Below are 19834 nucleotides of genomic sequence, written 5' to 3' on the forward strand. Positions count from 1 at the left end.
ACATTGAAACAAGCAGTTTGGTTTCCAACAGAAGAGTATAAAGAAAAAACGCGTTTATATGGTTGGATGAAATCATTGGGCTATGAAGATTATGAAACGTTTTATAATAAATCTATTGAAGAAACAGATTGGTTTTGGGGAGAAGCTGAGAAAGCGGTTGGTTACCAATGGATGAAGCCTTATACAGAAGTGCTAGATTTAGAAAATGGTACACCGTTTGCACAGTGGTATAATGGCGGAACATGTAACGTTGTAGAATCAGTTTTATCACGCTGGCTTGCAGATGATGAAACAAGAACGCAACCAGCACTACAGTACGAGGGAGAAAATGGAACTTCAAAATCATTTACATATGAAGATCTTGACAACTGGGTAAGTCGCGTTGCAAACGGTTTGAAACATGCGGGTATTGAAAAAGGTGACCGTGTAACAATTTATATGCCGATGATTCCAGAAACAGTTGTTGCAATGTTAGCTGTTATGAAAATCGGAGCAATTATTTCACCAATATTCTCAGGATTTGCGTCTGATGCAGTCATGACTCGTGTACAAGCGGCAGGATCAAAAATGATCATTACTGCAGATGGTTTTTCACGCCGAGGTAAAGTTGTTTCATTAAAAGACGAAGTAGATAAAGCTTGCGAACATTGTCCAACTGTTGAAAAAGTTGTTATTGTTCGTCATGCAGGAAATGATTTTACACCACATAATTATGATTTCCCATGGAGTGCACTAGAAAAAGAAAAACCATTTACACATGCTGAAGAGATGAATAGTGATGATCCGTTAATGCTCATTTATACATCAGGTACAACTGGGAAACCGAAAGGAACAGTACATACACATGCTGGTTTCCCTTTGAAATCTGCATTTGATGCAGGATTTGGAATGAACATCAAACAAGGTGACCGCGTATTATGGGTAACTGATATGGGCTGGATGATGGGACCGTTTTTACTATTCGGCTCTCTCATTAATGGAGCAACGATGGTTATGTACGAAGGTGTTCCAGATTTCCCAGAAGCAGATCGTTTATGGGAGACCGTTGATAAATATGAAATTACACATCTCGGTATATCACCAACATTAATTCGTGCGTTAATGGCAAAGGGTGATGAGTATGTAAATAAACATTCGCTCAAGAGTTTAGAAGTATTCGCATCAACAGGTGAACCTTGGAATCCAGATCCTTGGATGTGGCTATTTGAAACAGTTGGAAAAAATAATGTACCAATTTGTAACTATTCAGGCGGAACTGAAATTTCTGGTGGGATTTTCGGAAACGTCCTTATTAAACCGATTGCACCGATTAGTTTTAACGCATCTTTACCAGGAATGGCAGCGGTTGTGCTCAATGATCAAGGCAATCCAATTCGTGATGAAGTTGGAGAATTATGTTTAGAGAAACCTTGGGTTGGTATGACGAAAAGTTTCTGGGAAGACGATGAGCGTTATGTGAACACGTATTGGTCACGTTTTGAAAATAAATGGGTTCATGGTGACTGGGTGATTTATGATGGTGAGCAATATATTATTACAGGACGCTCAGATGATACGTTAAACATTGCTGGAAAACGTATTGGACCTGCAGAATATGAATCTATTCTTGTTAAGCATAATGATGTCATAGAAGCTGCCGCGATTGGTGTACCTGATGATGTAAAAGGTGAAGTTTGTCATTGTTTTGTAGTATTAAGGGACAATGTAACATTCACAGGAGAGTTAAAGAAAGAATTAATGAGTTTAGTAAACTCTCATATCGGAAAAGCATTGTGTCCAAAAGATATTCACGTTGTAGAAGATTTACCAAAAACACGTAATTCTAAAGTAATGCGACGTGTCATTAAAGCTGCTTACTTAGGAAAAGAATTAGGGGATTTATCATCACTTGTAAATCCTGAAGTAGTTCCATTTATTCAGGGGTTACAGTCTAGTAAACTATAAAATTACGAATGAGCTCTATGTAAATAGAGCTCATTTTTAATGTTTACAAAAAGATAAGAGAGAAAAAGTAAATTTGAAGTTAAAAAATCTACTATTAGTGTTAAGTATGTCTGTTTGTTTTTAGTTTTTATCAAAATAGGATACTGTTGCATATCTATCCAATGGAGTAATTGAATTTTGTTAAGAATGAAAATTTAGTGAAGAAAAAAGTAATGAATAAAAGGAGAAATCCCTGGGGGACAGGGATTCAATAAAGGAGATATCATTGTCGTTCAATGTCGAAATTTGGCGTATTCGACAAATTAATATTATCACGAATTTTCAGGAGATTGTGATAGTGGATGTGTCAAAAATGTGTACGGGTTCCATATAAAAGTGTTAATTAAATAGGAAAAGGGAAAAGAATTAAGTTCACTCGTTCTTAAGATTTTTCCCTTTTAAATTTACTGCTTGTTCGTTGTTCTATATACATCTGAAATTGGTAAATCGTCGCCATGTAAAGCTTGAGTACTGTCCTTTTTGTTTGAATCATGTGCCTCCTGAGATGTTTCTTGCATTTGCTCTTGGGCTTTACTAGGGGTATTCAGCGCATCCGATGACACATAATCAAGTTGTTGACTTAATAGATTTTTTTTATCCATGTTATGTAGCTCCTTTTTGAATTTAGATATAAAAACGAAGTGTTTTTAAATAGTTACGTGGGTATTATGTATCTTTGAATGGAATTATATACATAAACTATATTGAGAATTTAACTAATTATAAAAATCACTTGTGATGACAAGTTTAAGAAATATAAAGATCATTAGTTCTTAATAAAAGCTTTATTTTAGTAGGGTGTTTCGAAATTTCATTTGAAAGGAACATCCCAATGATAAGATGAGCACTGTAAATCAGTGCTCATCTTATCAGAAATTGCTTAGTACTTAAAGATAAAACCATTACGGACAATTCACAATGGTAATAGTGACGCTAGCCATTGTTCCAGGAGAATCAAGAAGTGAAGCAGTAACGGTTACTGTTCCAGGCCCATTAGCGGCTAGAAATACAGCGGTAAAGTTACCTGAAGCATTTGTAATGACAGCAAGAGGAACCATGAAAGCAAGAGAAGGATTACTAAATGAAAAACTGACCACTACTCCTGGAGTAGGACTACCGTTTACTAATACTTGACCCGAAAAAAATAAAGTATTATTTCCTTGAGTGGATACACATGTCGTGGTTTCGTTAGAAGTCAAAGTAATAGATGCAGGCCCAGCAGGAAGATTAAATCCAGTTGGTCCAGTTGGTCCGGTTGGTCCGGTTGAACCCGTAGCTCCTGTAGAACCGGTGGGACCAGTAGGGAATTGAAAGGGTTGAACAGGTGGAAGTGTAGGTCCAATAGAACCCGGATTAAGTGCAGCAAAAGATAAAAACTCGTCCATTATTTATCACCTCTAAAAATCGTATTACTAATAGTAAATGTAATGATAGAGCAAAGTGAAATGGACAAGCGGTTGTATTTTAATAAATTAAACAAAATTTTTATTTGATAGAAAGAGAGATTAGTACGATTCCTTTAGAAATTAAATATAAAAAGGCGAGTATTTTCAAATCGCCTTTTGGGTAATGCAGTGTAATTTTATTCAGTTATTTGAAAAATAGTTTCATTCGGTTTGGAAAATCCATACAGTTTCCTTGCGAATTTTAAAATTTCTTCTTCACTATCTGTTAAAGTTTTAACATCATTTTTAAGGGAATGACCATCCTTCTTTAAAGAAGATAATTTTTGTTGCTCCGTATTAAGCGTGATTTGTTTTTCTTTAATCATTTCTTGTTGGTTATTAAGAGAATATTGAAAGACAAAAATTATAGGTAATATTAAAACCAAAATAGTTATAATACGGCGTCTTGTTTTTTTATTACTACCTTGTTGGGTGTTAGGGTTCACTTGCTGTGAGGGTATATTAGGATTTGATTGTTGGGATGATACTTTTGGGATGTTTCCCATTAAAAGGCCTCCATTACTGATTGTAGAATTTAAACTATTTAAAAGTATTATAAATGTTCAATAAGGATTTTAGAAGATATTTTAATATAGGTGAGTTTTGTAAAGTTTAAACAAAATTTTTATTTAAATAAAAGAACTCCCGATTGTCCGCGGGCTCCTAAGGGAAATCGTCAAATAATGAAGTACTCGACTAATTAATGATATCATGAATTTTTTGGTAAAAACACTGGTAAATTCATCCGAATTAATGAGAGCATCATTTGAAACAAAAACGCTATTTTAATAGGGAGGGGAATAATGATGATGCCATGGGACAAGCGAGTATACATTGTATCAAGGTGATCATTTTATTACAGAGGGGACAATTTTTGAGGTTAGTGAAAAGGCGAATAAATCATTATATTGGCTTCGGTGCATGTTAGTTCCAAGCTATGAAAAAGTGTGCGGTAATAGTACAAAGCGACTTTGGTTGATTCGGATAGATGATGACGAAGAATGATGTGAAAATTTCATTTCGTAGAGAAATAAGGTGATTAAGGATGGGCATAGAATATGCCATACTTGTATTAAAAAAGAGCAGAATTTAGCCTATATATAAAGATGTTGGAATTGTTCTAAAGGGGGGAATATCTGAAATATAAATAATTGAGGGGAGTGAACTAATAATGGAAACTAGTACTTTTTTAGGATTGTTTTGGGGATGGGTAACGGTTATTGTATCGGGAATACTTTTCGTACGACCATCGGTACTACGTGAATTGAAAAAATTAGTGGTTGAAGACAGAGGATTTGGTATTATGTATGGTTTTCTATCGATTTTCCTAGGGTTAGGTAGTGTAATCCTACATAATGTATGGGTATTCAACTGGCAGGGGTTCCTAACGTTTATTGCATGGCTTGCATTATTAAAGGGAATCTACATAATTGTATATCCTGAACCTTCCAAGAAAACAGACTTTGAAGTAAGGGTACTATCTACACGTATAGCGCTCGCTATCATTGGCGTCTTGGCTTTATGGATGCTTATAGTAATCTATATAAAATAATCTTTTTCTAATAAGGAAGTTAATAAAATATGAGAAAATTCCATTATAATACTAATTTTAGAATGTTGCATTGCGAAATGGTCAGAAATTCTTGCTTACAAATCGTCCATTCCCTAATTTACATGCTCAAAAATTTATAGGAGCATTAGAATTTGCGAGTATTCGGGATTTTGGTGTATGTGGTCTTTTAGTTAGACAAAATGGTGCGTACATTTTTAAAACTCATAGACGGCTGGTTGAATCTTGGCGAAGAGCAATAGATTAAATACGATTCTTTTATGTGAAGTTCGATAAAAAAGTACAGTAGATTCATCTATTGGAGGAAAACGTGGTGTTTCTAAAAGAAATAATTTATGTTTCTATGATTCACCAACTTGGCAGGATAAAGACGTTGCTGGTTCTGTTAATGTATGATTAGAGTTTGTTATTGATGCAAAAGTAAGTGTTAAAGGAACACTACAATACAAGGTGCACAATAGCAAAGGAAAAACATACTGCTGTAAATAAGCTTATTTGTATGTGAAGTAATTAAAGAGTCGATTTATAAGAGTCAGCTTATTTTTCAATACTCCACTCAACTAGTAATTATAGATGCCAGTTTAAATCTCTACGTGTTAATATATAAAAAGCTGACTATATTTAGTCAGCTTTTTATATATTCTAGTATTTATCGGTCCCAAAAGACATATTCTTTCCTTTAATTTGACATTTAATATATTACCAATGTTTTCTTTTACAATGACAACAAATAAAGAAACATTTACAGCGACACTTATTTCGTTTAGAACGCCAATCATCATCACAATGGTGTTGTTCTTTAGATTTCCACCAATCATCATTGCAATGCTTTTCTTTAGAACGCCAATCATCATCACAATGGTGCTGTTCTTTAGATTTCCACCAGTCATCACAACAATGCTTTTTCTTAGAACTCCAGCAATCATTTTTCCAGGACATTTTTTATACCTCCCTTCAATTAGGGTTCATATTATTCTATGTTTTAGTAAAAAAATGGCTTGTTTATTAACCTATTATTTTACCTTTATATGATAGAGTGCTTTCTACTAAATATAGAATTCATACAAACTATGCTTAATTTTCAAAAGGTAGTGGAGAGAACTGCTGGTTATGATATTAATCAACAAACACTTGTTGAAGAAAACGTTCTAATTTTAAATAATATCTTATTTTGGAGTACGCTTTTTTTAATGTATATTTCACAACAGCAAAGGCAAAACATACTATATTACTGCAAACAAAGCCTATGTATATGTGAAGTAATAGGAAAAGCTGGTCCCTCTTAAAGGAGCCGGCTTATTAAAAAAAACAGGTTCGTTTGAGAAAGAGGTTGTCTAAATTTTAAATTCAGCAGAATTAAATCCAAGTCCAATCATTAAACAGGCCTTTAATTGTTAGAGGTCCGTTTTGTTATTAATAAAGAAAAGAATGTTATTGTCGTTGAAAGCACGTTTATACTAATAATGCTACATATTTGGAGTATTTGAATTGAGTATTCATACAGTAGTATATTCGTCTTTAATATATATATAAAAGTTTAGTACAAGTGTTTGTTTTTTTGTTTCTATGCTTTTGTCTCGTACACTTTTAAGCTATTGGACATACTTTACTAATAGAAATGATTAGGGGGTGAGGATTTGGGTTCTCGATTTAATAATTGTAGAAAAAAATGTACGTGTAAACATGATGATTGTTGGGATGTTTTTGAAGAGTGTAAAAAAGAACAGCATGAGAAATGTGACAGCTCTTGTGTACAAGGAATTAGAGACGAACTTAAAAAATTAATTAATAAAACAGTGCGAATTAACACTGAAGGACGTACTTATATAGGTACTGTTTCTTCTGTAACTTGCGATGTTGTTAAGCTGGCTGCTATTCCTGGTTCAGTTGCAGCAATTATATCTCTTTGTAAAATTGAAGCGATTTTACCACCTGCTACAACTGTTGTTGATGAGTTTGATTTTAACGGTGTTGACGTAGCAAATAAAGAGTAATTATGCTTTATTGATGCTAAGCCATTCTTATGAATGGCTTTTTATTTTGTTTAAAAGGGAATATATTTTTCATATAGAAATAAATTTGAAGGTGTATAAAAGGTTGTGTGAAAGGAGAATGAGAGTGATCAAGCTGAAACAATTTACAAGAACTGATTTCAAACAATTAATAAATTGGATTGATTGCGAAGAATTTTTAATACAGTGGTCAGGAAATGTATTTACATACCCTTTACATGAACAACAATTAGAAAAATATATTGAATGCAAAAATACGCTTGCATTTAAAGTAATAGATGAAGAGACTATAAAAGTAATTGGTCATATTTCACTTGGGCAAATTGACAATATAAATAAATCTGCAAGAATTGGAAAAGTGTTAGTTGGTGATACGAAAATGCGAGGGCGTTCTATAGGGAAACATATGATAAAAGCAGTATTACAAATTGCATTTAAAGAATTAAAACTACATAGAGTAACTCTTGGTGTTTATGATTTTAATACGTCGGCCATCTCATGTTATGAAAAAATAGGATTTGTAAAAGAAGGTTTATTAAGAGAATCCAAAAAAGTAGGAGAAACATATTGGAATTTATGGGAAATGAGTATGTTAGAATATGAATGGAGTGATAAAAAATAATAGTTTTTTATAATTATGTTATGTCAATTAAAAGGGGTATGGTGGGAAGTTATGAATAAAAATACTAAAGTAATTTCAGTTGCAGCTGTTTCAGGAGGAGGTAAAACTACTGTTACAGAAAGTTTAACTCACAAGTTAATGAATTCAAAAGCACTATATTTTGATAGCTATGACTTTGATAATTGTCCTGCTGATATTTGTAAATGGATTGATGATGGAGCAAATTATGATGAATGGGTACTTACACCATTAATTAAGGATATTCAGCATCTGTTACAAAATAGTTATCTAGATTATATTATTGTAGATTATCCTTTTGCATACCTAAATAGTGAAATGCGACAATTCATTGATGTAACCATATTTATCGACACACCTTTAGATATTGCGATGGCTAGAAGAATTTTGCGAGATTTTAAGGAAGATACAATGAGTGAAATACAAAATAATTTAAAACACTATATAACATATGCTAGAAAAGCATATTTAGAGGCACTTCATACCGTAAAGCCAAATTCAGATATTGTTTTGGATGGATCTTTATCTGTCGATGAAATAATTAATCAAATTTTAGAGTCACTTAATCGGAGAGAAGTAATCGTCAATGGTTAAATGTATAGAGGAATATGTACAAGTTGATGATTTTAAAATGTATTCAAAAGTATTCCAAGGAAAGCAGTTGCAACCTGTTATTATAATGGAGGCAGGCTATGGCGATTATTCAAAGACATGGGATCATATCGCTAAAGAGTTGACGGAATATGGGACGGTACTTACATATGATCGAGCGGGCGTAGGAAAAAGTGGGAAGAGTTCCAAGAGACGTATTAGTTCTGAAATGGTAAAAGATTTAAGGTGTTGCTTGGCGCAATTACAATTGAAACCACCTTATATTTTTGTAGGACATTCTTTTGGCGGTATAAATGCACGTTTATTTGCGACTTTTTATCCCGAAGATATGTTGGGAATCGTTTTGGTTGATTCGACACCGGAAAATTATAAAGAAGATTTTCTGCCAATCATGTCTCCAGAATTTCAAGAAGCTTACTATAAACAGTTTGTATATGAAAGTTCTTATGAAGAGTTTACATTTAGTTTAAGTGAAGTAGATAGACATTGTAAATCAATGAATGATATTCCACTTGTCGTGTTAGCTGCTGGTAAAAAAACTTTTTATTCGCAAGCTGCACAACTGAAGTGGTTACAGTTGCAAGAAGAATTATTACGATTATCGTACAATCATAAATTTGTAATTGCAGAACAAAGCGGTCACTATATTCAAAAAGATGAACCATATTATGTAATAGATGCGGTTAAGTGGATTGTTGAGGTAGGGGAGAGATAAATATGTACACGTTATTTCAATACAATTGGCAAGTAAGAGATGATTGGTTTAAGTGGTGTGAACAACTTTCAGAGGAAGAATTACTCCGCAAGCGTGTAGGTGGTGTTGGAAGTGTTTTAGAAACATTATTCCATATTGTCGATGTTGAGTACAGCTGGATTAGTGCGCTTCAAGGAAAAGAAGATAATGAACCGCAGTTTAAAGATTATCAATCCATCCAAAAAGTGAAAGCGTTATCTAATTTATATATACGAGAATTAGAAGATTTTTTACAGTTGTGGTCATTTAGCCTAGAATGTAAGATATTAAAAGCTTCGTGGACAGATAAAACATATACATACGGTGAAGTTTTAAGACATGTAATTGTACATGAAATTCACCATATCGGTCAGCTATCTATATGGGCGAGAGAATTAAATCTTCAGCCTGTTTCAGCGAATTTAATTGGAAGAGGACTATAGATTTAGAAACCGGCTTGCACTGTGAATGCAAGCCGGTTTTTATATATAAGAAGATTTCTTAGTTGAAATCCTCGGATTTTTTCTGACGTATATGTAAAAACATTAAAATTGTAATAATGAAGAAAATCAATAATGTTTGTATAATCAAATTTTTAAACTGAAGTAAAACTGTCCACGATGTAACAGTATCTTTAAAAGCTTGGAGTGCAGAGTACGAGGAAGGATCAAAACCATACTGTAGTAATTTTTTTGTTTCAATAAAAGTACTGTTTTCATCGTCGGCGTCTAATATTACTGAAATAAGTCTAGTATCTCCTCGTTTTGCTGTACTGACAAAACTATAATTACCATTAGTTGAAAAACTAGTTTGTAAGCCATCAACACCTTGGAGTTTAATGTTTTTATTAAGGGAATAAATCATTTTATTTGTGTTGAAAACTTTTGAGTCTTTGAAGGTAAATTGGTAAGAGGTTAGTTTCGTAATGTTCAATACATTAGGAAAGTCTTTTACTAATTGTGTTGCTAGTTTAGCTACGTCTATAGCTGTTGTAGTTGATTGTTTATTTGTATCGTTATTCATTCCAGTAGCATTTAGAAACGGGGATGGTTGTGATAACTTTAGTTGTTTTGCTTTCTCATTCATTACAAGTGTAAAGTTATCTTCGTTTCCAGCAATCTGTTCTGCAAGGGCAAGTGCGGAACGATTATTCCCTGTCAAAAACAATGCATGAAGTAAATCACGAACTGTCGTTTTATCTTTCGAAGTTACTTGTATAGGGCTCGTTTCTGCTCGGAAAACTTCGTTATTTATTTTTACTAATTCATCTAACTGTATTTTCCCTTTATTCAGCTGCTCCATTGCGATATACTCTGTCATTAATTTAGATAAAGTAGCTGATTGTATAGGAATTTCTTCATTTTTTTTATAAACAACTTCACCTGAATTAGCATCTATTAAAATAGCTGATTTAGCTTGAATAATTGGACCATTTACATAAAGGTAAAAATATAAAACGATAAGTGCTGTAATAACAAAAGATAATAATAAAATTGTGAATTTTTTCAAGAATTGCATAAGCGATCCTCCTACTATGACATCAATAATAGTATTGTAAAAAAGAATGCTTAATTAGGAAGAAAGAAAAGGTAAAGAATTTCTAAAGAATTATAAAGGATTATTTAATTTTGGATATTGATGGAAAATAAAAGGTTCAATTTCTTATATGATAAGAAATTGAACCTAAAATTAAATTGTATTAACATTTATATGGTTGTAGTTTTATAGTGAAAGTTGTTCTTTTCTCATCACTATATACTTCAATTGTTCCTTTATGCAATTCGACAATACTTTTTGCAATTGCCAATCCGAGTCCAGATCCACCAGTGTTTGTCGAGCGCGATTTCTCCACGCGATAAAAACGTTCAAAAATATGAGGTAAATCGGTACTCGGAATAGGCTGGCCGTAATTTGTAATATCAATTGCAATCATATTATTACTTTCGTAAGCAGTAATATCAATATACTCACCATCGCTACCATAAGCGATAGCATTAATAATTAGATTTTCAAATACGCGAACTAATTTATCACCATCAGCTAATACCATGAGTTTTTGAGATGGAAAAGAAGGTCGACATTCTATATTAGCTTCTTGAACCTGTATGCGGAATTGAACAGTTAATTGTCCAAGTAGCTCTACAATATCAATAGGAGCAGAAAATAAACTTAACTCTTTATTTTGAACACGTGTATATTCAAACAAATCATTCATTAATGCATTAAGACGGGTTACTTTATCGTAAATGACTTGTATGTAATAGCGTAATTCCACTTCATCTCTATAATTATCATGGTGGATTAAATTCACGTATCCAACTATAGAGGTAAGAGGAGTACGTAAATCATGCGATACATTTGTAATAAGTTCACTTTTAGCTTGTTCCGCCTGTCTTTCTTCATCAATTGAGACTTTCAATTGTTCAACAATTTGATTAACACCGGTCGCTAACTCTTCCAGATAATTATGATGTACGATAGAAATTTTATGATTGAAGTTTCCATCTGCAATATAACGAATCTCTTCTATCATTTTTTTAATACAAGTTTCATAGTAAAGCTTTCTTTCATGACGATAAAAAATGTATAGGTAGGATGAAAAAATAGAAAATAAAAACAAATAAGATACAATCATCATCCAGAGAGATTCTTTTATTCCTTTATATTTTTCATATCCAAAAATTCTAATGAATTCTTTGCCGAGTTCGCTTAATGTAAGTGAACTTTCAATTACACTTGTAACAAGACGATATATTATTAATTCAGTAATAGGAGTAAGTGTGATGGCTAACATAAACCAAAAAATCAACTTCCATTTTGGGATATCTTTTAATATATCAAATGCTTCATTTCTCAATTTTATAGCCTACTCCCCAAACAGTATGAATAAACTTCTCTCCATTCATTCCTGTTTCAAGTTTATCCCGTAAATTACTAATGTGGACCATTACAGTTTTATTTGAGCCATAACCATCTTCATTCCAAACGCGTTCAAAAATTTCTTCGGAACTAAATACTCTTCCGGTATTACTCGCAAGTAAATATAAAATATCAAATTCAATAGATGTAAGTTTAATATATTCTCCATTTACTTTAACAGTATGATTATGTTTGTGTATTTCAGCAGAACGAATACGAATAATACCATCTTCATTTTTGGAGGAAGTGGCATTTTGGAAAGATGATCTTCGTAACAAAGCTTTCACTCTAGCTACTAATTCTAATGGATTGAATGGCTTAATCATATAATCATCTGCACCTGTCATAAGACCTAATATTTTATCCATATCTTCGGCTTTTGCACTCAGCATAAGAATAGGTACAGTATTATTCTCACGAACTTCCTGGCAAACTTCTAATCCGTTTCGTTTTGGCATCATTATATCCAAAACCATAAGGTCAACTTCATATGTAGAAATCATTTGCAATGCCTCATCGCCATCGTATGCTTTATAAATGTTATAGCCTTCATTTCGCAAATAAACAGCAAGTAACTCAACAATTTCTTTATCATCATCAATAATTAATATGTTTTTATTCATTATGTAGTTCCTTTCCTAACAAATCATTAACATTACTATAATATCAAACATTTATGTATTTTGTAGCCATGATTCCACATAAAATTTCATGTAACGTATAAAAAAGGGATTAAAACATTCATAACGAATACAAATAAAAAGGATATTTAAATACAACGTTATATTGAATGTTTGGAAGAAGGGGGACTTATGATGTTATATAAAGATATTTATTCATTTACTCCGACTGGAAAAATTGAAAATAATATAAAAGTTTTTCTATTAAAATACAATAAAGAACTTACATATAAGCATTCAATTCGGGTAGCAAATGAAGCCCAGAAAATTGCGATTAAGTATCATGAAAACGAGGAAAAGGCAGCAATGGCAGCATATTTACATGATATTAGTGCAATCTTTCCGAATGAAGAGCGGGTTGCAGTTGCTGAACAATTTGGAATAGAGATATTACTAGAAGAACGAGAATTCCCGATGATTATTCATCAAAAATTGTCGAAAATAATTGCAAAAGAGATATTTAAAGTGGAAGATGAAGAAATTTTAAATGCAATTAATTGTCATACTACACTACGTAAGCATGCAACGAAGATGGATTTAGTGTTATTTGTTGCTGATAAAATAGAGTGGGATCATAATGGGACACCACCTTATTTAGTAGAAGTAAAAAAAGGATTAGAAAAATCTTTAGAACATGGTGCTTTTTCATATATTTCATATTTGTGGGATAGAAGAGACACGTTGAAAGTTTTACATCCGTGGCTAGATGATGCATATTGGCAGTTAAAAGAAATTGTAGAGTAGAAAGGGTATAAGAATGCAATTAAAAGAATATATGAATCAAACATTTCCTGGAGTTACATTAGTACCACATATATACTTTCAGTGGAAAAATCATTTGCATTTTCATTTTGGGAAAGGGAAATGTCCAAATGTCGAAATGTCGAAAGAACCGACGATGTAAATATGGAATACTTCACTCAACTATATACATATAATAAATACTTATTTGAAGATATATTTTCAAAAGAAGATGAAGTGTTTTTAGTAACAAATGTTTATCGATTTAAAAAGGAAAACGTGAAAAATTCGCAGAAAATAAATGTATATAATCGATTTATTAAAAAGAGGGATTTAAAGTTCCAAATAAGACAAGAAACAGTACCTTTTCTATTTGAAGATGAAGAAGCTAATTTATATTGTACATATCAACTTTCGTTAAAATGTTTTGCTAGCGATATAAAGTATAAACCGCTTATTCAAGCTGCGAATCATGAAGGTTTTCCAGGTCTTAATCCTCGTTTTGGACGTAAGGAAGAGATTTCTTATCCAGATGTATTTCTCATAAATGCAACGAAAGATATTATCATGTTTGTTTATGATGATAGAGGATGTGAAGTAATTGCGAAGAATAAAGAAACAATGCGAAATTTATATGAGAAATATAAAGAGTGGATTCCAGATTATGAACGAGAAAGTATAGATAACTTATTTACATGACAACAATAGGGGAAGTGAAGCGTGTAATGAAACGTATTGCAATCGTAGCCGCATGGGAACCAGAACTTACGTATTTGCATCAATATTATCCAAGTGAACGCATTGAAAAAAGAGCAGCTTGGGAATTTCATTTTCATTATATCAATGATCTGGAAATTATTTCTGTTATAACTGGAGTTGGGAAAGTAAGCTGTGCTAGTTGTGCGCAATTATTAATTAGTGAATTTCAGCCAGATGAGTTGTTTATGACAGGTATATGTGGAAGTCTATCAAATAAGGTGAAAAATGGACATATTGTAGTAGCCCTTAATGCAATACAACACGACGTTACTGCTGCTGGTTCGGGGGAAGATGTTTTTAATTTATATAATGGTAGAACAGCACCTATTGAAACAACAAAGTCACTTGTAAGAAGAATAAAAAAGATACGATCTTATGATCCGATTCATTATGGTACATTTTTATCTGGAGATCAACGTATCCGTAGTTCAGAAATGAGATATTTACTCCATACTGTATATGGAGCATTGGCGGTTGATCAAGAAGTGGCAGCTTTTGCTTATGTGTGTCAAATCAATAAAAAACCTTTTCTCATTTTAAAAGCTGCTTCAGATCAAGCAAATGATAAAACGAAAGAGGAACAAAAAATCTTTAAAATGTTAGCGTGTGAACGAGCGTGCGAGCATTTAATTGCTTTTTTACGTGTGTATGAGATTAATGTAGTAAATAATAGATAGTAAGAGGGATTAATATTGGAAAGTACAAATAAAATAGCTATTCTGGGTGCAAACGGGAAAGCTGGGAAATTCCTTGTAAACGAAGCATTAGAAAAGGGATATCAAGTAAAAATATTAACAAGAAATTCTAATAATATGACGATAACTAATGAAAATTTAGAGACTATTATTGGAGATGCACGTGATTTTTCTTCAATACGTGAATTACTTCAAGGGTGTCAAGCTGTAATTAATGCGGTAGGTCAACCAAAAAATGAATCTTATATTTTTAGCACAGTAACAAAGCATATTTTAGAAGCAATGAAAGAGTTTGAAATAAAACGATATATTCTAATTTCTGGTGGTTCTTTAGATGTTACAGAAGATCAAAAGGGAATTGTAAATAAAATAGGAGCTACCTTGTTTAAAGCATTTTTATCAAAGATGATGCAAGATAAATATAAAGAATTGCAAACTATTCAAGGTAGTGATGTAGATTGGACAATGGTTAGATTACCATTTGTTATGGAAGGGAAGAGCATTGGAAATATAAAGGAGAGTTTAGTAGATATGCCAGGAATCAAAATTCAAAATAGTGATATTGCACCATTTGTGATAAAACAAATTAACAGTGAGAGATATGTAGGGAAGTGCCCGTTTATTTCAAATTAAATGGTTTAATTAAAAGTTAAAGAATGATGGGTAGATTGGCACTAGTACATTTTACGTATTTGAATGCTAAGTTTAACACGAGTAAGTGGGGGAGAATTTTATATGATTCAATACAAAAGATGCAGTGAAGTAAGTATAGATTTAGTGTATGAAGCTTTTAAAGATGGATTTTCAGATTACATTATTAAAATGGAAGTTTCAAAAGAAGATTTTATAAAAAGGTTTTTGGGACCAGAAGGGAATTCACTAAAACATTCCTTTCTTGCTTTAGACGGTAACAAATCTGTTGGTGTAATACTTGGCGGGATAAAGGATTATGAAAACATAAAAACAATGCGTTGTGGAACATTAGCGGTTCATCCTAATTACCGCGGTATTGGTGTGAGTCAAAAATTATTTGAACTGCATAAGGAAGAGGCGCTTCAAAATGAGTGTAAGCAACTTTTTCTTGAAGTCATTGTAGGCAATGACCGAGCGATTCATTTTTATACGAAATTAGGCTATGAAAAAGTGTACGATCTATCTTATTATAATTTAAAAGATATGACTAAAATAATAAATAAAGATTGTAAGGAAATTGAAGTAAAACAATTAGAATTTCCAGCTTTTAAAGTTGAAATTCAGAAATGGTTACACTTCCATATAAATTGGCAAAATGATATGGATTATATCGAAAAAACAAATAATACATTTTACGGTGCATATGTCGATAATGATTTAAAGGGTTCAATATGTATGAATGAACAAGGTAAAATTAGTTTTATATTCGTAGACAAAGACTATAGAAATCGTAGTATTGGATCAAAATTATTACAAGTAGCAAGAGAAAACTTACATGTATCAAGTTTATCAATTGGGTTTCCAAACAACAATTTACTGGAAGGGTTTTTAAAGAAAACTGGATTTGAAAAGAATTCATTAGCACAATATGAAATGTATGTATTGTTATAAAAAGCGGAAGGAGTCATTATTTCGCTTTTTATTTTTGTGCTATATTGATATTTTATTTTGTATAATATTCTTTTTTTATGTAAAATAGATAGGATGGGAGGGGATGAAATGAATAATGGATTAAAGTTTAAGATTTTTGAATTACATTGTTTCGTTCAAAAGACTTATTCTGATATTAAAATAGCATGTGATATTGCCATTTATCAAGAAAACACTTCTAAATATTTAATTTCATTAGGGTTTTTAAATAAATCATATATGACTTATATAGAAGCAAAAAGATTTTATCGTGAAAATGAAGAACTTATAAGTGTAGAATTTGATAATTTCTTTGATACATATGATAAATTAGAACAAGAATTAAAAAAAGTTATTTCAACTGAAGATAAGAATCCTTCATTGCTACATAACAGGCTTGATCAGTTTCAGCAAAAAGTTGAAAATATAAATGACCTAATAAAAGTATTGCAAAATGCTCGTTAAAGAATACTTTTTCTTTTTCATATAGAAAGTATGTATTAAAAATATATTAGGGATATGACATATTGAAGAGGTGACTTTTGTTGATTACAGAAGTCATCTTTTTATAATACAGTTTTGCGTAATGTGATGTACTTTTTATTTTTTCTATTTTTGATAGGAATACATTGAAGCAGTTTCATATTTTAGGAAATTATACGAGGAAAATAAAATGAAGAATAAAAAAGAAATAGCTATAGTTGCATTAACAACAGGGTTAGTTTTAACAAGTGTAACACCATATGGAATAGCTTATGCAGAAGAAACGGGTCAAATGCAAGTTGAAATTCATGAGGATTCGTTCCGTACAGGTGCACTTACACAACCATCACAAAAGATGCCTGAGAACGTAGTGAAAGATGCACTTAAGGAAAAGGCGGAGCATGCTTTGTCTCCAAAACAAGTTAGTGGGGACAAAGGAGTAGATTACAAAGTTGTTCAAAAACGTGCTTCTTATGATGGGACTACACTTGTGCGTATGCAACAAATATATGAAGGTAAAGAAGTATATGGACACCAATTGACTGCCCATGTAGATAAAAAGGGTATTATTAAAAGTATTTCAGGAGAAAGTGCACAAAATTTAACACAGGTAGATTTAAAGAACACTAGTACTTTCTCAAAAGAAGAAGCAAAACAATATATTTATACGAAATACGGGAACGATATTAAATTTATTTCTGAACCAGAAGTTAAGGAAGTTATTTTTGTTACTGAAAATAATGGGCAGGCTAGCAATGCATATCAAGTTACATTTGCTGCTGCAACACCAAACTATGTAACTGGAACTTATTTAGTGAATGCTCATAATGGTGATATGTTGAAAAATATGGTGCAAGAGTCAGATTTAAAAGTAAGTGAAGAGCATGTTGAAGCTATTAAGGAGAGTAAAAAAAGCAATTTTAAATCATTAACCGGAACTGGAAAAGATGATTTAGGTATAACTCGTACATTCGGTATTTCTGAACAAAGTAACGGGAAATATGCGCTTGCTGATTACACAAGGGGGCAAGGAATTGAGACGTACGATGTAAATTATAGAGATATTACTTTAGAAGGTAAATATTATCCTGGTATATTAGCAACTAGCACTTCAACAACATTTAATGATCCAAAAGCGGTAAGTGCTCATTTCTTAGCAACAAACGTATATGATTTTTATAAAGACAAATATAAGCGTAATAGTTTTGATAATAAGGGGAAAAAAGTAGTTTCAGTTGTACATGCATGGGATTCTGGAGAAATAGATGATCCTAAAAATTGGGGAAATGCATTTAGTGCTAATGTTAACAATGTTAGTATGCTTATATATGGTGATCCAATGGTTAGAGCGTTTGATATAGCGGGCCATGAATTTACACATGCGGTTACATCTAGCGAATCTAATCTTGAATTTTTCGGAGAATCTGGAGCAATTAACGAGGCATTATCTGATATTATGGGAACGGCTATTGAGAAATATATAAATAATGGAGAATTTAATTGGACAATAGGAGAACAAACTGGATCAGCTCTTCGTAATATGAAAAATCCATCTGCAGTCAAATTTTTTAATGGAGTACCGTATCCAGATGATTATAGCAAATACAGTGATTTAAACGGAGAAGATAATGAGGGCGTTCATTTCAACTCAAGTATTATTAATAAAGTCGCGTATTTAATTGCACAAGGTGGCACTCATAACGGTGTAACTGTAAATGGTATTGGTGAAGATAAAATGTTTGATATTTTCTATTATGCAAATACTGATGAATTGAACATGACTTCTAATTTCTCTGAATTAAGATTAGCGTGTCTTAAAGTTGCAACAAACAAATATGGAGCGAACTCAATTGAGATTGAAGCGGTTCAAAAAGCTTTTGATGCAGCAAAAATTAAAGGAACAGTGAAAGAAAACGAAAAAAACGCAGAAAACGAGATCCCAGAGCTAACTGTACCGTTTACAATTACACTGCGTATAGGTGATACGTTTGACCCGATGAGTAACGTAAAAGCTGTTGATAAAGAAGATGGTGATTTAACAAATAAAGTAAAACATAAAGGCGATGTAGATACTTCTAAACCAGGTACATACATTGTGGACTACTCGGTCGTTGACTCTCAAGGGGGACATACAGCGGCTACACAGACTGTAATTGTAGAGGGAAATGGAGAAACATTAGATTTAAACCCTACATTAACAGTGCCTACTGCAGCGACAATTCATGTAGGAGATTCATTCGATCCAATGGCAAAGGTATTAGCTATTGATAAAGAAGACGGCGACCTTACTTCTAAAGTAAAAGTTAATGGTGAAGTAGATAGCACTAAAGCCGGTACTTACGTATTAACGTACATAGTTACAGATTCTAAAGGTCATAAAGTAACTGCGGAACAAACTGTAACGGTCAAAGTTAGAGATGAAGTTAAAAATGAAATCCCAATACTAAAAGTACCTGCTACAACTACAATTACTGAGGGGGATCAATTCGATCCAATGGTAGGAGTATCAGCTACTGATAAGGAAAACGGTGACCTTACTTCTAAAGTAGTTTATGAAGGAGATGTAGATCCCTCTAAAGCTGGTACTTTTAAAATAATATATAGTGTCACAGATTCTGTAGGTAATGAGGTACATGCAATACAAAAAGTATTAGTGAAGGATAAAGATACTAGCAAAGCTAAAGGTCTTACTAATAACAGTAATATCCCGAACAGCATTAATTCTGATAAAAAAGAATCTACATATAAAGAGCTTCCCAACACGGGTGCAAGTGAAACGAACAGTACAGCAATGGGCATATGGATGATTATTGTCGGTACAGTACTCACTTTGGTTCGCAAATTTAGAAAGATATAAAAATAATAGTAGGGATAATTTCTCACACAATAATTATTAGATGAATTTTTTACTTAATAAGATTTTAGTATTTAAGTAGTGTATTTGGCTTCTATAAAACTTT

General features: G+C 32.3%; 21 protein-coding genes and 3 pseudogenes. 17 read left to right on the top strand and 7 right to left on the bottom strand.

The genetic code is table 11. The annotated features are described in order from the left end of the window. Positions 1 to 3: 3 nt before the first annotated feature. Entirely contained in the window at positions 4 to 1944 is a 1941-nt protein-coding gene (locus ILS93_RS00115; RefSeq protein WP_064475287.1) for an AMP-binding protein, read from the top strand. 443 nt (positions 1945 to 2387) lie between these two features. Here ILS93_RS00115 and ILS93_RS00120 read toward each other — a convergent pair whose 3' ends face one another. The 3 genes from ILS93_RS00120 to ILS93_RS00130 form a co-directional block, all read right to left on the bottom strand. Then, positions 2388 to 2585, bottom strand: coding sequence for a hypothetical protein (locus ILS93_RS00120; protein ID WP_000358738.1), 198 nt, complete (start codon positions 2583 to 2585; stop codon positions 2388 to 2390). A gap of 300 nt (positions 2586 to 2885) precedes the next feature. After that, complete coding sequence (locus ILS93_RS28895) at positions 2886 to 3368, bottom strand: exosporium leader peptide-containing protein (protein ID WP_222659542.1); 483 nt, start codon at positions 3366 to 3368, stop codon at positions 2886 to 2888. A gap of 197 nt (positions 3369 to 3565) precedes the next feature. Next, on the bottom strand, positions 3566 to 3934 hold the full coding sequence (locus tag ILS93_RS00130) for an FtsB family cell division protein (protein ID WP_222659544.1): 369 nt from the start codon (positions 3932 to 3934) through the stop codon (positions 3566 to 3568). A gap of 328 nt (positions 3935 to 4262) precedes the next feature. On the opposite strand from ILS93_RS00130, the gene ILS93_RS00135 reads away from it, so the two are divergent. The 4 genes and pseudogenes from ILS93_RS00135 to ILS93_RS28600 all read left to right on the top strand — a co-directional run. Continuing rightward, entirely contained in the window at positions 4263 to 4433 is a 171-nt protein-coding gene (locus tag ILS93_RS00135) for a hypothetical protein (RefSeq protein ID WP_000284253.1), read from the top strand. A gap of 166 nt (positions 4434 to 4599) precedes the next feature. After that, a complete protein-coding gene (locus ILS93_RS00140; RefSeq protein WP_064475290.1) occupies positions 4600 to 4980 on the top strand; it encodes a hypothetical protein in 381 nt (126 codons plus the stop codon). Between the two features lie 57 nt (positions 4981 to 5037). Then, positions 5038 to 5206, top strand: a pseudogene (locus ILS93_RS28595) (terminase large subunit); the annotation flags it as partial. 1 nt (position 5207) lies between these two features. Continuing rightward, positions 5208 to 5487 (top strand): annotated as a pseudogene (locus ILS93_RS28600) (N-acetylmuramoyl-L-alanine amidase); the annotation flags it as partial. Positions 5488 to 5594: 107 nt separating this feature from the next. Here ILS93_RS28600 and ILS93_RS00145 read toward each other — a convergent pair. Next, positions 5595 to 5924, bottom strand: coding sequence for a hypothetical protein (locus ILS93_RS00145; RefSeq protein WP_064475291.1), 330 nt, complete (start codon positions 5922 to 5924; stop codon positions 5595 to 5597). 711 nt (positions 5925 to 6635) lie between these two features. Between ILS93_RS00145 and ILS93_RS00150 the strand changes: the two genes are divergently transcribed. The 5 genes from ILS93_RS00150 (at position 6636) to ILS93_RS00170 (ending at position 9438) form a co-directional block, all read left to right on the top strand. After that, entirely contained in the window at positions 6636 to 6992 is a 357-nt protein-coding gene (locus ILS93_RS00150; protein WP_064475292.1) for a hypothetical protein, read from the top strand. A gap of 118 nt (positions 6993 to 7110) precedes the next feature. Beyond that, entirely contained in the window at positions 7111 to 7632 is a 522-nt protein-coding gene (locus ILS93_RS00155; RefSeq protein WP_081257245.1) for a GNAT family N-acetyltransferase, read from the top strand. Positions 7633 to 7683: 51 nt separating this feature from the next. Then, positions 7684 to 8244, top strand: coding sequence for a nucleoside/nucleotide kinase family protein (locus ILS93_RS00160; RefSeq protein WP_064475965.1), 561 nt, complete (start codon positions 7684 to 7686; stop codon positions 8242 to 8244). Next, complete coding sequence (locus tag ILS93_RS00165) at positions 8237 to 8977, top strand: alpha/beta fold hydrolase (RefSeq protein WP_064475294.1); 741 nt, start codon at positions 8237 to 8239, stop codon at positions 8975 to 8977. The genes ILS93_RS00160 and ILS93_RS00165 overlap by 8 nt, the downstream gene beginning before the upstream one ends. 2 nt (positions 8978 to 8979) lie before the next feature. Then, positions 8980 to 9438, top strand: coding sequence for a DinB family protein (locus ILS93_RS00170; RefSeq protein ID WP_088046630.1), 459 nt, complete (start codon positions 8980 to 8982; stop codon positions 9436 to 9438). A 58-nt stretch (positions 9439 to 9496) separates the two neighbouring features. On the opposite strand, the gene ILS93_RS00175 is transcribed toward ILS93_RS00170, so the two are convergent. The 3 genes from ILS93_RS00175 to ILS93_RS00185 form a co-directional block, all read right to left on the bottom strand. Next, positions 9497 to 10513, bottom strand: a complete 1017-nt coding sequence (locus ILS93_RS00175) for a D-alanyl-D-alanine carboxypeptidase family protein (protein ID WP_222659546.1) — start codon at positions 10511 to 10513, stop codon at positions 9497 to 9499. 181 nt (positions 10514 to 10694) lie between these two features. After that, positions 10695 to 11852: a sensor histidine kinase gene (locus ILS93_RS00180; RefSeq protein WP_064475297.1), complete on the bottom strand. Its 1158-nt coding sequence runs from the start codon at positions 11850 to 11852 to the stop codon at positions 10695 to 10697. Beyond that, on the bottom strand, positions 11842 to 12537 hold the full coding sequence (locus tag ILS93_RS00185; RefSeq protein WP_001038818.1) for a response regulator transcription factor: 696 nt from the start codon (positions 12535 to 12537) through the stop codon (positions 11842 to 11844). Before ILS93_RS00185 ends, ILS93_RS00180 begins: the two co-directional genes overlap by 11 nt. A 192-nt stretch (positions 12538 to 12729) precedes the next feature. On the opposite strand from ILS93_RS00185, the gene yqeK reads away from it, so the two are divergent. The 7 genes and pseudogenes from yqeK (at position 12730) to ILS93_RS00220 (ending at position 19731) form a co-directional block, all read left to right on the top strand. After that, positions 12730 to 13338 carry a bis(5'-nucleosyl)-tetraphosphatase (symmetrical) YqeK gene (gene yqeK, locus ILS93_RS00190; RefSeq protein WP_222659548.1) on the top strand — a complete coding sequence of 203 codons (609 nt, stop codon included), beginning with the start codon at positions 12730 to 12732 and terminating at the stop codon, positions 13336 to 13338. A gap of 13 nt (positions 13339 to 13351) precedes the next feature. Continuing rightward, a pseudogene (locus ILS93_RS00195) lies at positions 13352 to 14034 on the top strand (DUF3885 domain-containing protein). Continuing rightward, positions 14031 to 14771 (top strand): 5'-methylthioadenosine/S-adenosylhomocysteine nucleosidase, encoded by a 741-nt coding sequence (mtnN, locus tag ILS93_RS00200; RefSeq protein WP_222659551.1) that lies wholly within the window; start codon positions 14031 to 14033, stop codon positions 14769 to 14771. The pseudogene ILS93_RS00195 and the gene mtnN overlap by 4 nt, the downstream one beginning before the upstream one ends. 15 nt (positions 14772 to 14786) lie before the next feature. Continuing rightward, positions 14787 to 15422, top strand: a complete 636-nt coding sequence (locus ILS93_RS00205; protein WP_222659553.1) for an SDR family oxidoreductase — start codon at positions 14787 to 14789, stop codon at positions 15420 to 15422. A 102-nt stretch (positions 15423 to 15524) separates the two neighbouring features. Beyond that, positions 15525 to 16373, top strand: coding sequence for a GNAT family N-acetyltransferase (locus ILS93_RS00210; RefSeq protein WP_000617082.1), 849 nt, complete (start codon positions 15525 to 15527; stop codon positions 16371 to 16373). 108 nt (positions 16374 to 16481) lie between these two features. Next, positions 16482 to 16856, top strand: coding sequence for a hypothetical protein (locus ILS93_RS00215; RefSeq protein ID WP_001059012.1), 375 nt, complete (start codon positions 16482 to 16484; stop codon positions 16854 to 16856). A gap of 208 nt (positions 16857 to 17064) precedes the next feature. Next, entirely contained in the window at positions 17065 to 19731 is a 2667-nt protein-coding gene (locus ILS93_RS00220; RefSeq protein ID WP_222659555.1) for a M4 family metallopeptidase, read from the top strand. The last annotated feature ends 103 nt before the right edge of the window (positions 19732 to 19834 follow it).

The organism is Bacillus sp. 16GRE42 (genome assembly GCF_019837435.1).
GTDB lineage: Bacteria > Bacillota > Bacilli > Bacillales > Bacillaceae_G > Bacillus_A > Bacillus_A wiedmannii.

What these genes read in the sequence shown, in the direction of transcription:
- yqeK (WP_222659548.1), top strand. Translation starts at nt 12,730, where the DNA reads ATGTTATATAAAGATATTTATTCATTTACTCCGACTGGAAAAATTGAA.
- ILS93_RS00120 (WP_000358738.1), bottom strand. Translation starts at nt 2,585, where the DNA reads ATGGATAAAAAAAATCTATTAAGTCAACAACTTGATTATGTGTCATCG.
- ILS93_RS00155 (WP_081257245.1), top strand. Translation starts at nt 7,111, where the DNA reads ATGAGAGTGATCAAGCTGAAACAATTTACAAGAACTGATTTCAAACAA.
- ILS93_RS00215 (WP_001059012.1), top strand. Translation starts at nt 16,482, where the DNA reads ATGAATAATGGATTAAAGTTTAAGATTTTTGAATTACATTGTTTCGTT.
- ILS93_RS00165 (WP_064475294.1), top strand. Translation starts at nt 8,237, where the DNA reads ATGGTTAAATGTATAGAGGAATATGTACAAGTTGATGATTTTAAAATG.
- ILS93_RS00160 (WP_064475965.1), top strand. Translation starts at nt 7,684, where the DNA reads ATGAATAAAAATACTAAAGTAATTTCAGTTGCAGCTGTTTCAGGAGGA.
- mtnN (WP_222659551.1), top strand. Translation starts at nt 14,031, where the DNA reads ATGACAACAATAGGGGAAGTGAAGCGTGTAATGAAACGTATTGCAATC.
- ILS93_RS00185 (WP_001038818.1), bottom strand. Translation starts at nt 12,537, where the DNA reads ATGAATAAAAACATATTAATTATTGATGATGATAAAGAAATTGTTGAG.
- ILS93_RS00130 (WP_222659544.1), bottom strand. Translation starts at nt 3,934, where the DNA reads ATGGGAAACATCCCAAAAGTATCATCCCAACAATCAAATCCTAATATA.
- ILS93_RS00170 (WP_088046630.1), top strand. Translation starts at nt 8,980, where the DNA reads ATGTACACGTTATTTCAATACAATTGGCAAGTAAGAGATGATTGGTTT.
- ILS93_RS00175 (WP_222659546.1), bottom strand. Translation starts at nt 10,513, where the DNA reads ATGCAATTCTTGAAAAAATTCACAATTTTATTATTATCTTTTGTTATT.
- ILS93_RS00140 (WP_064475290.1), top strand. Translation starts at nt 4,600, where the DNA reads ATGGAAACTAGTACTTTTTTAGGATTGTTTTGGGGATGGGTAACGGTT.
- ILS93_RS00210 (WP_000617082.1), top strand. Translation starts at nt 15,525, where the DNA reads ATGATTCAATACAAAAGATGCAGTGAAGTAAGTATAGATTTAGTGTAT.
- ILS93_RS00220 (WP_222659555.1), top strand. Translation starts at nt 17,065, where the DNA reads ATGAAGAATAAAAAAGAAATAGCTATAGTTGCATTAACAACAGGGTTA.
- ILS93_RS00145 (WP_064475291.1), bottom strand. Translation starts at nt 5,924, where the DNA reads ATGATTGCTGGAGTTCTAAGAAAAAGCATTGTTGTGATGACTGGTGGA.
- ILS93_RS28895 (WP_222659542.1), bottom strand. Translation starts at nt 3,368, where the DNA reads ATGGACGAGTTTTTATCTTTTGCTGCACTTAATCCGGGTTCTATTGGA.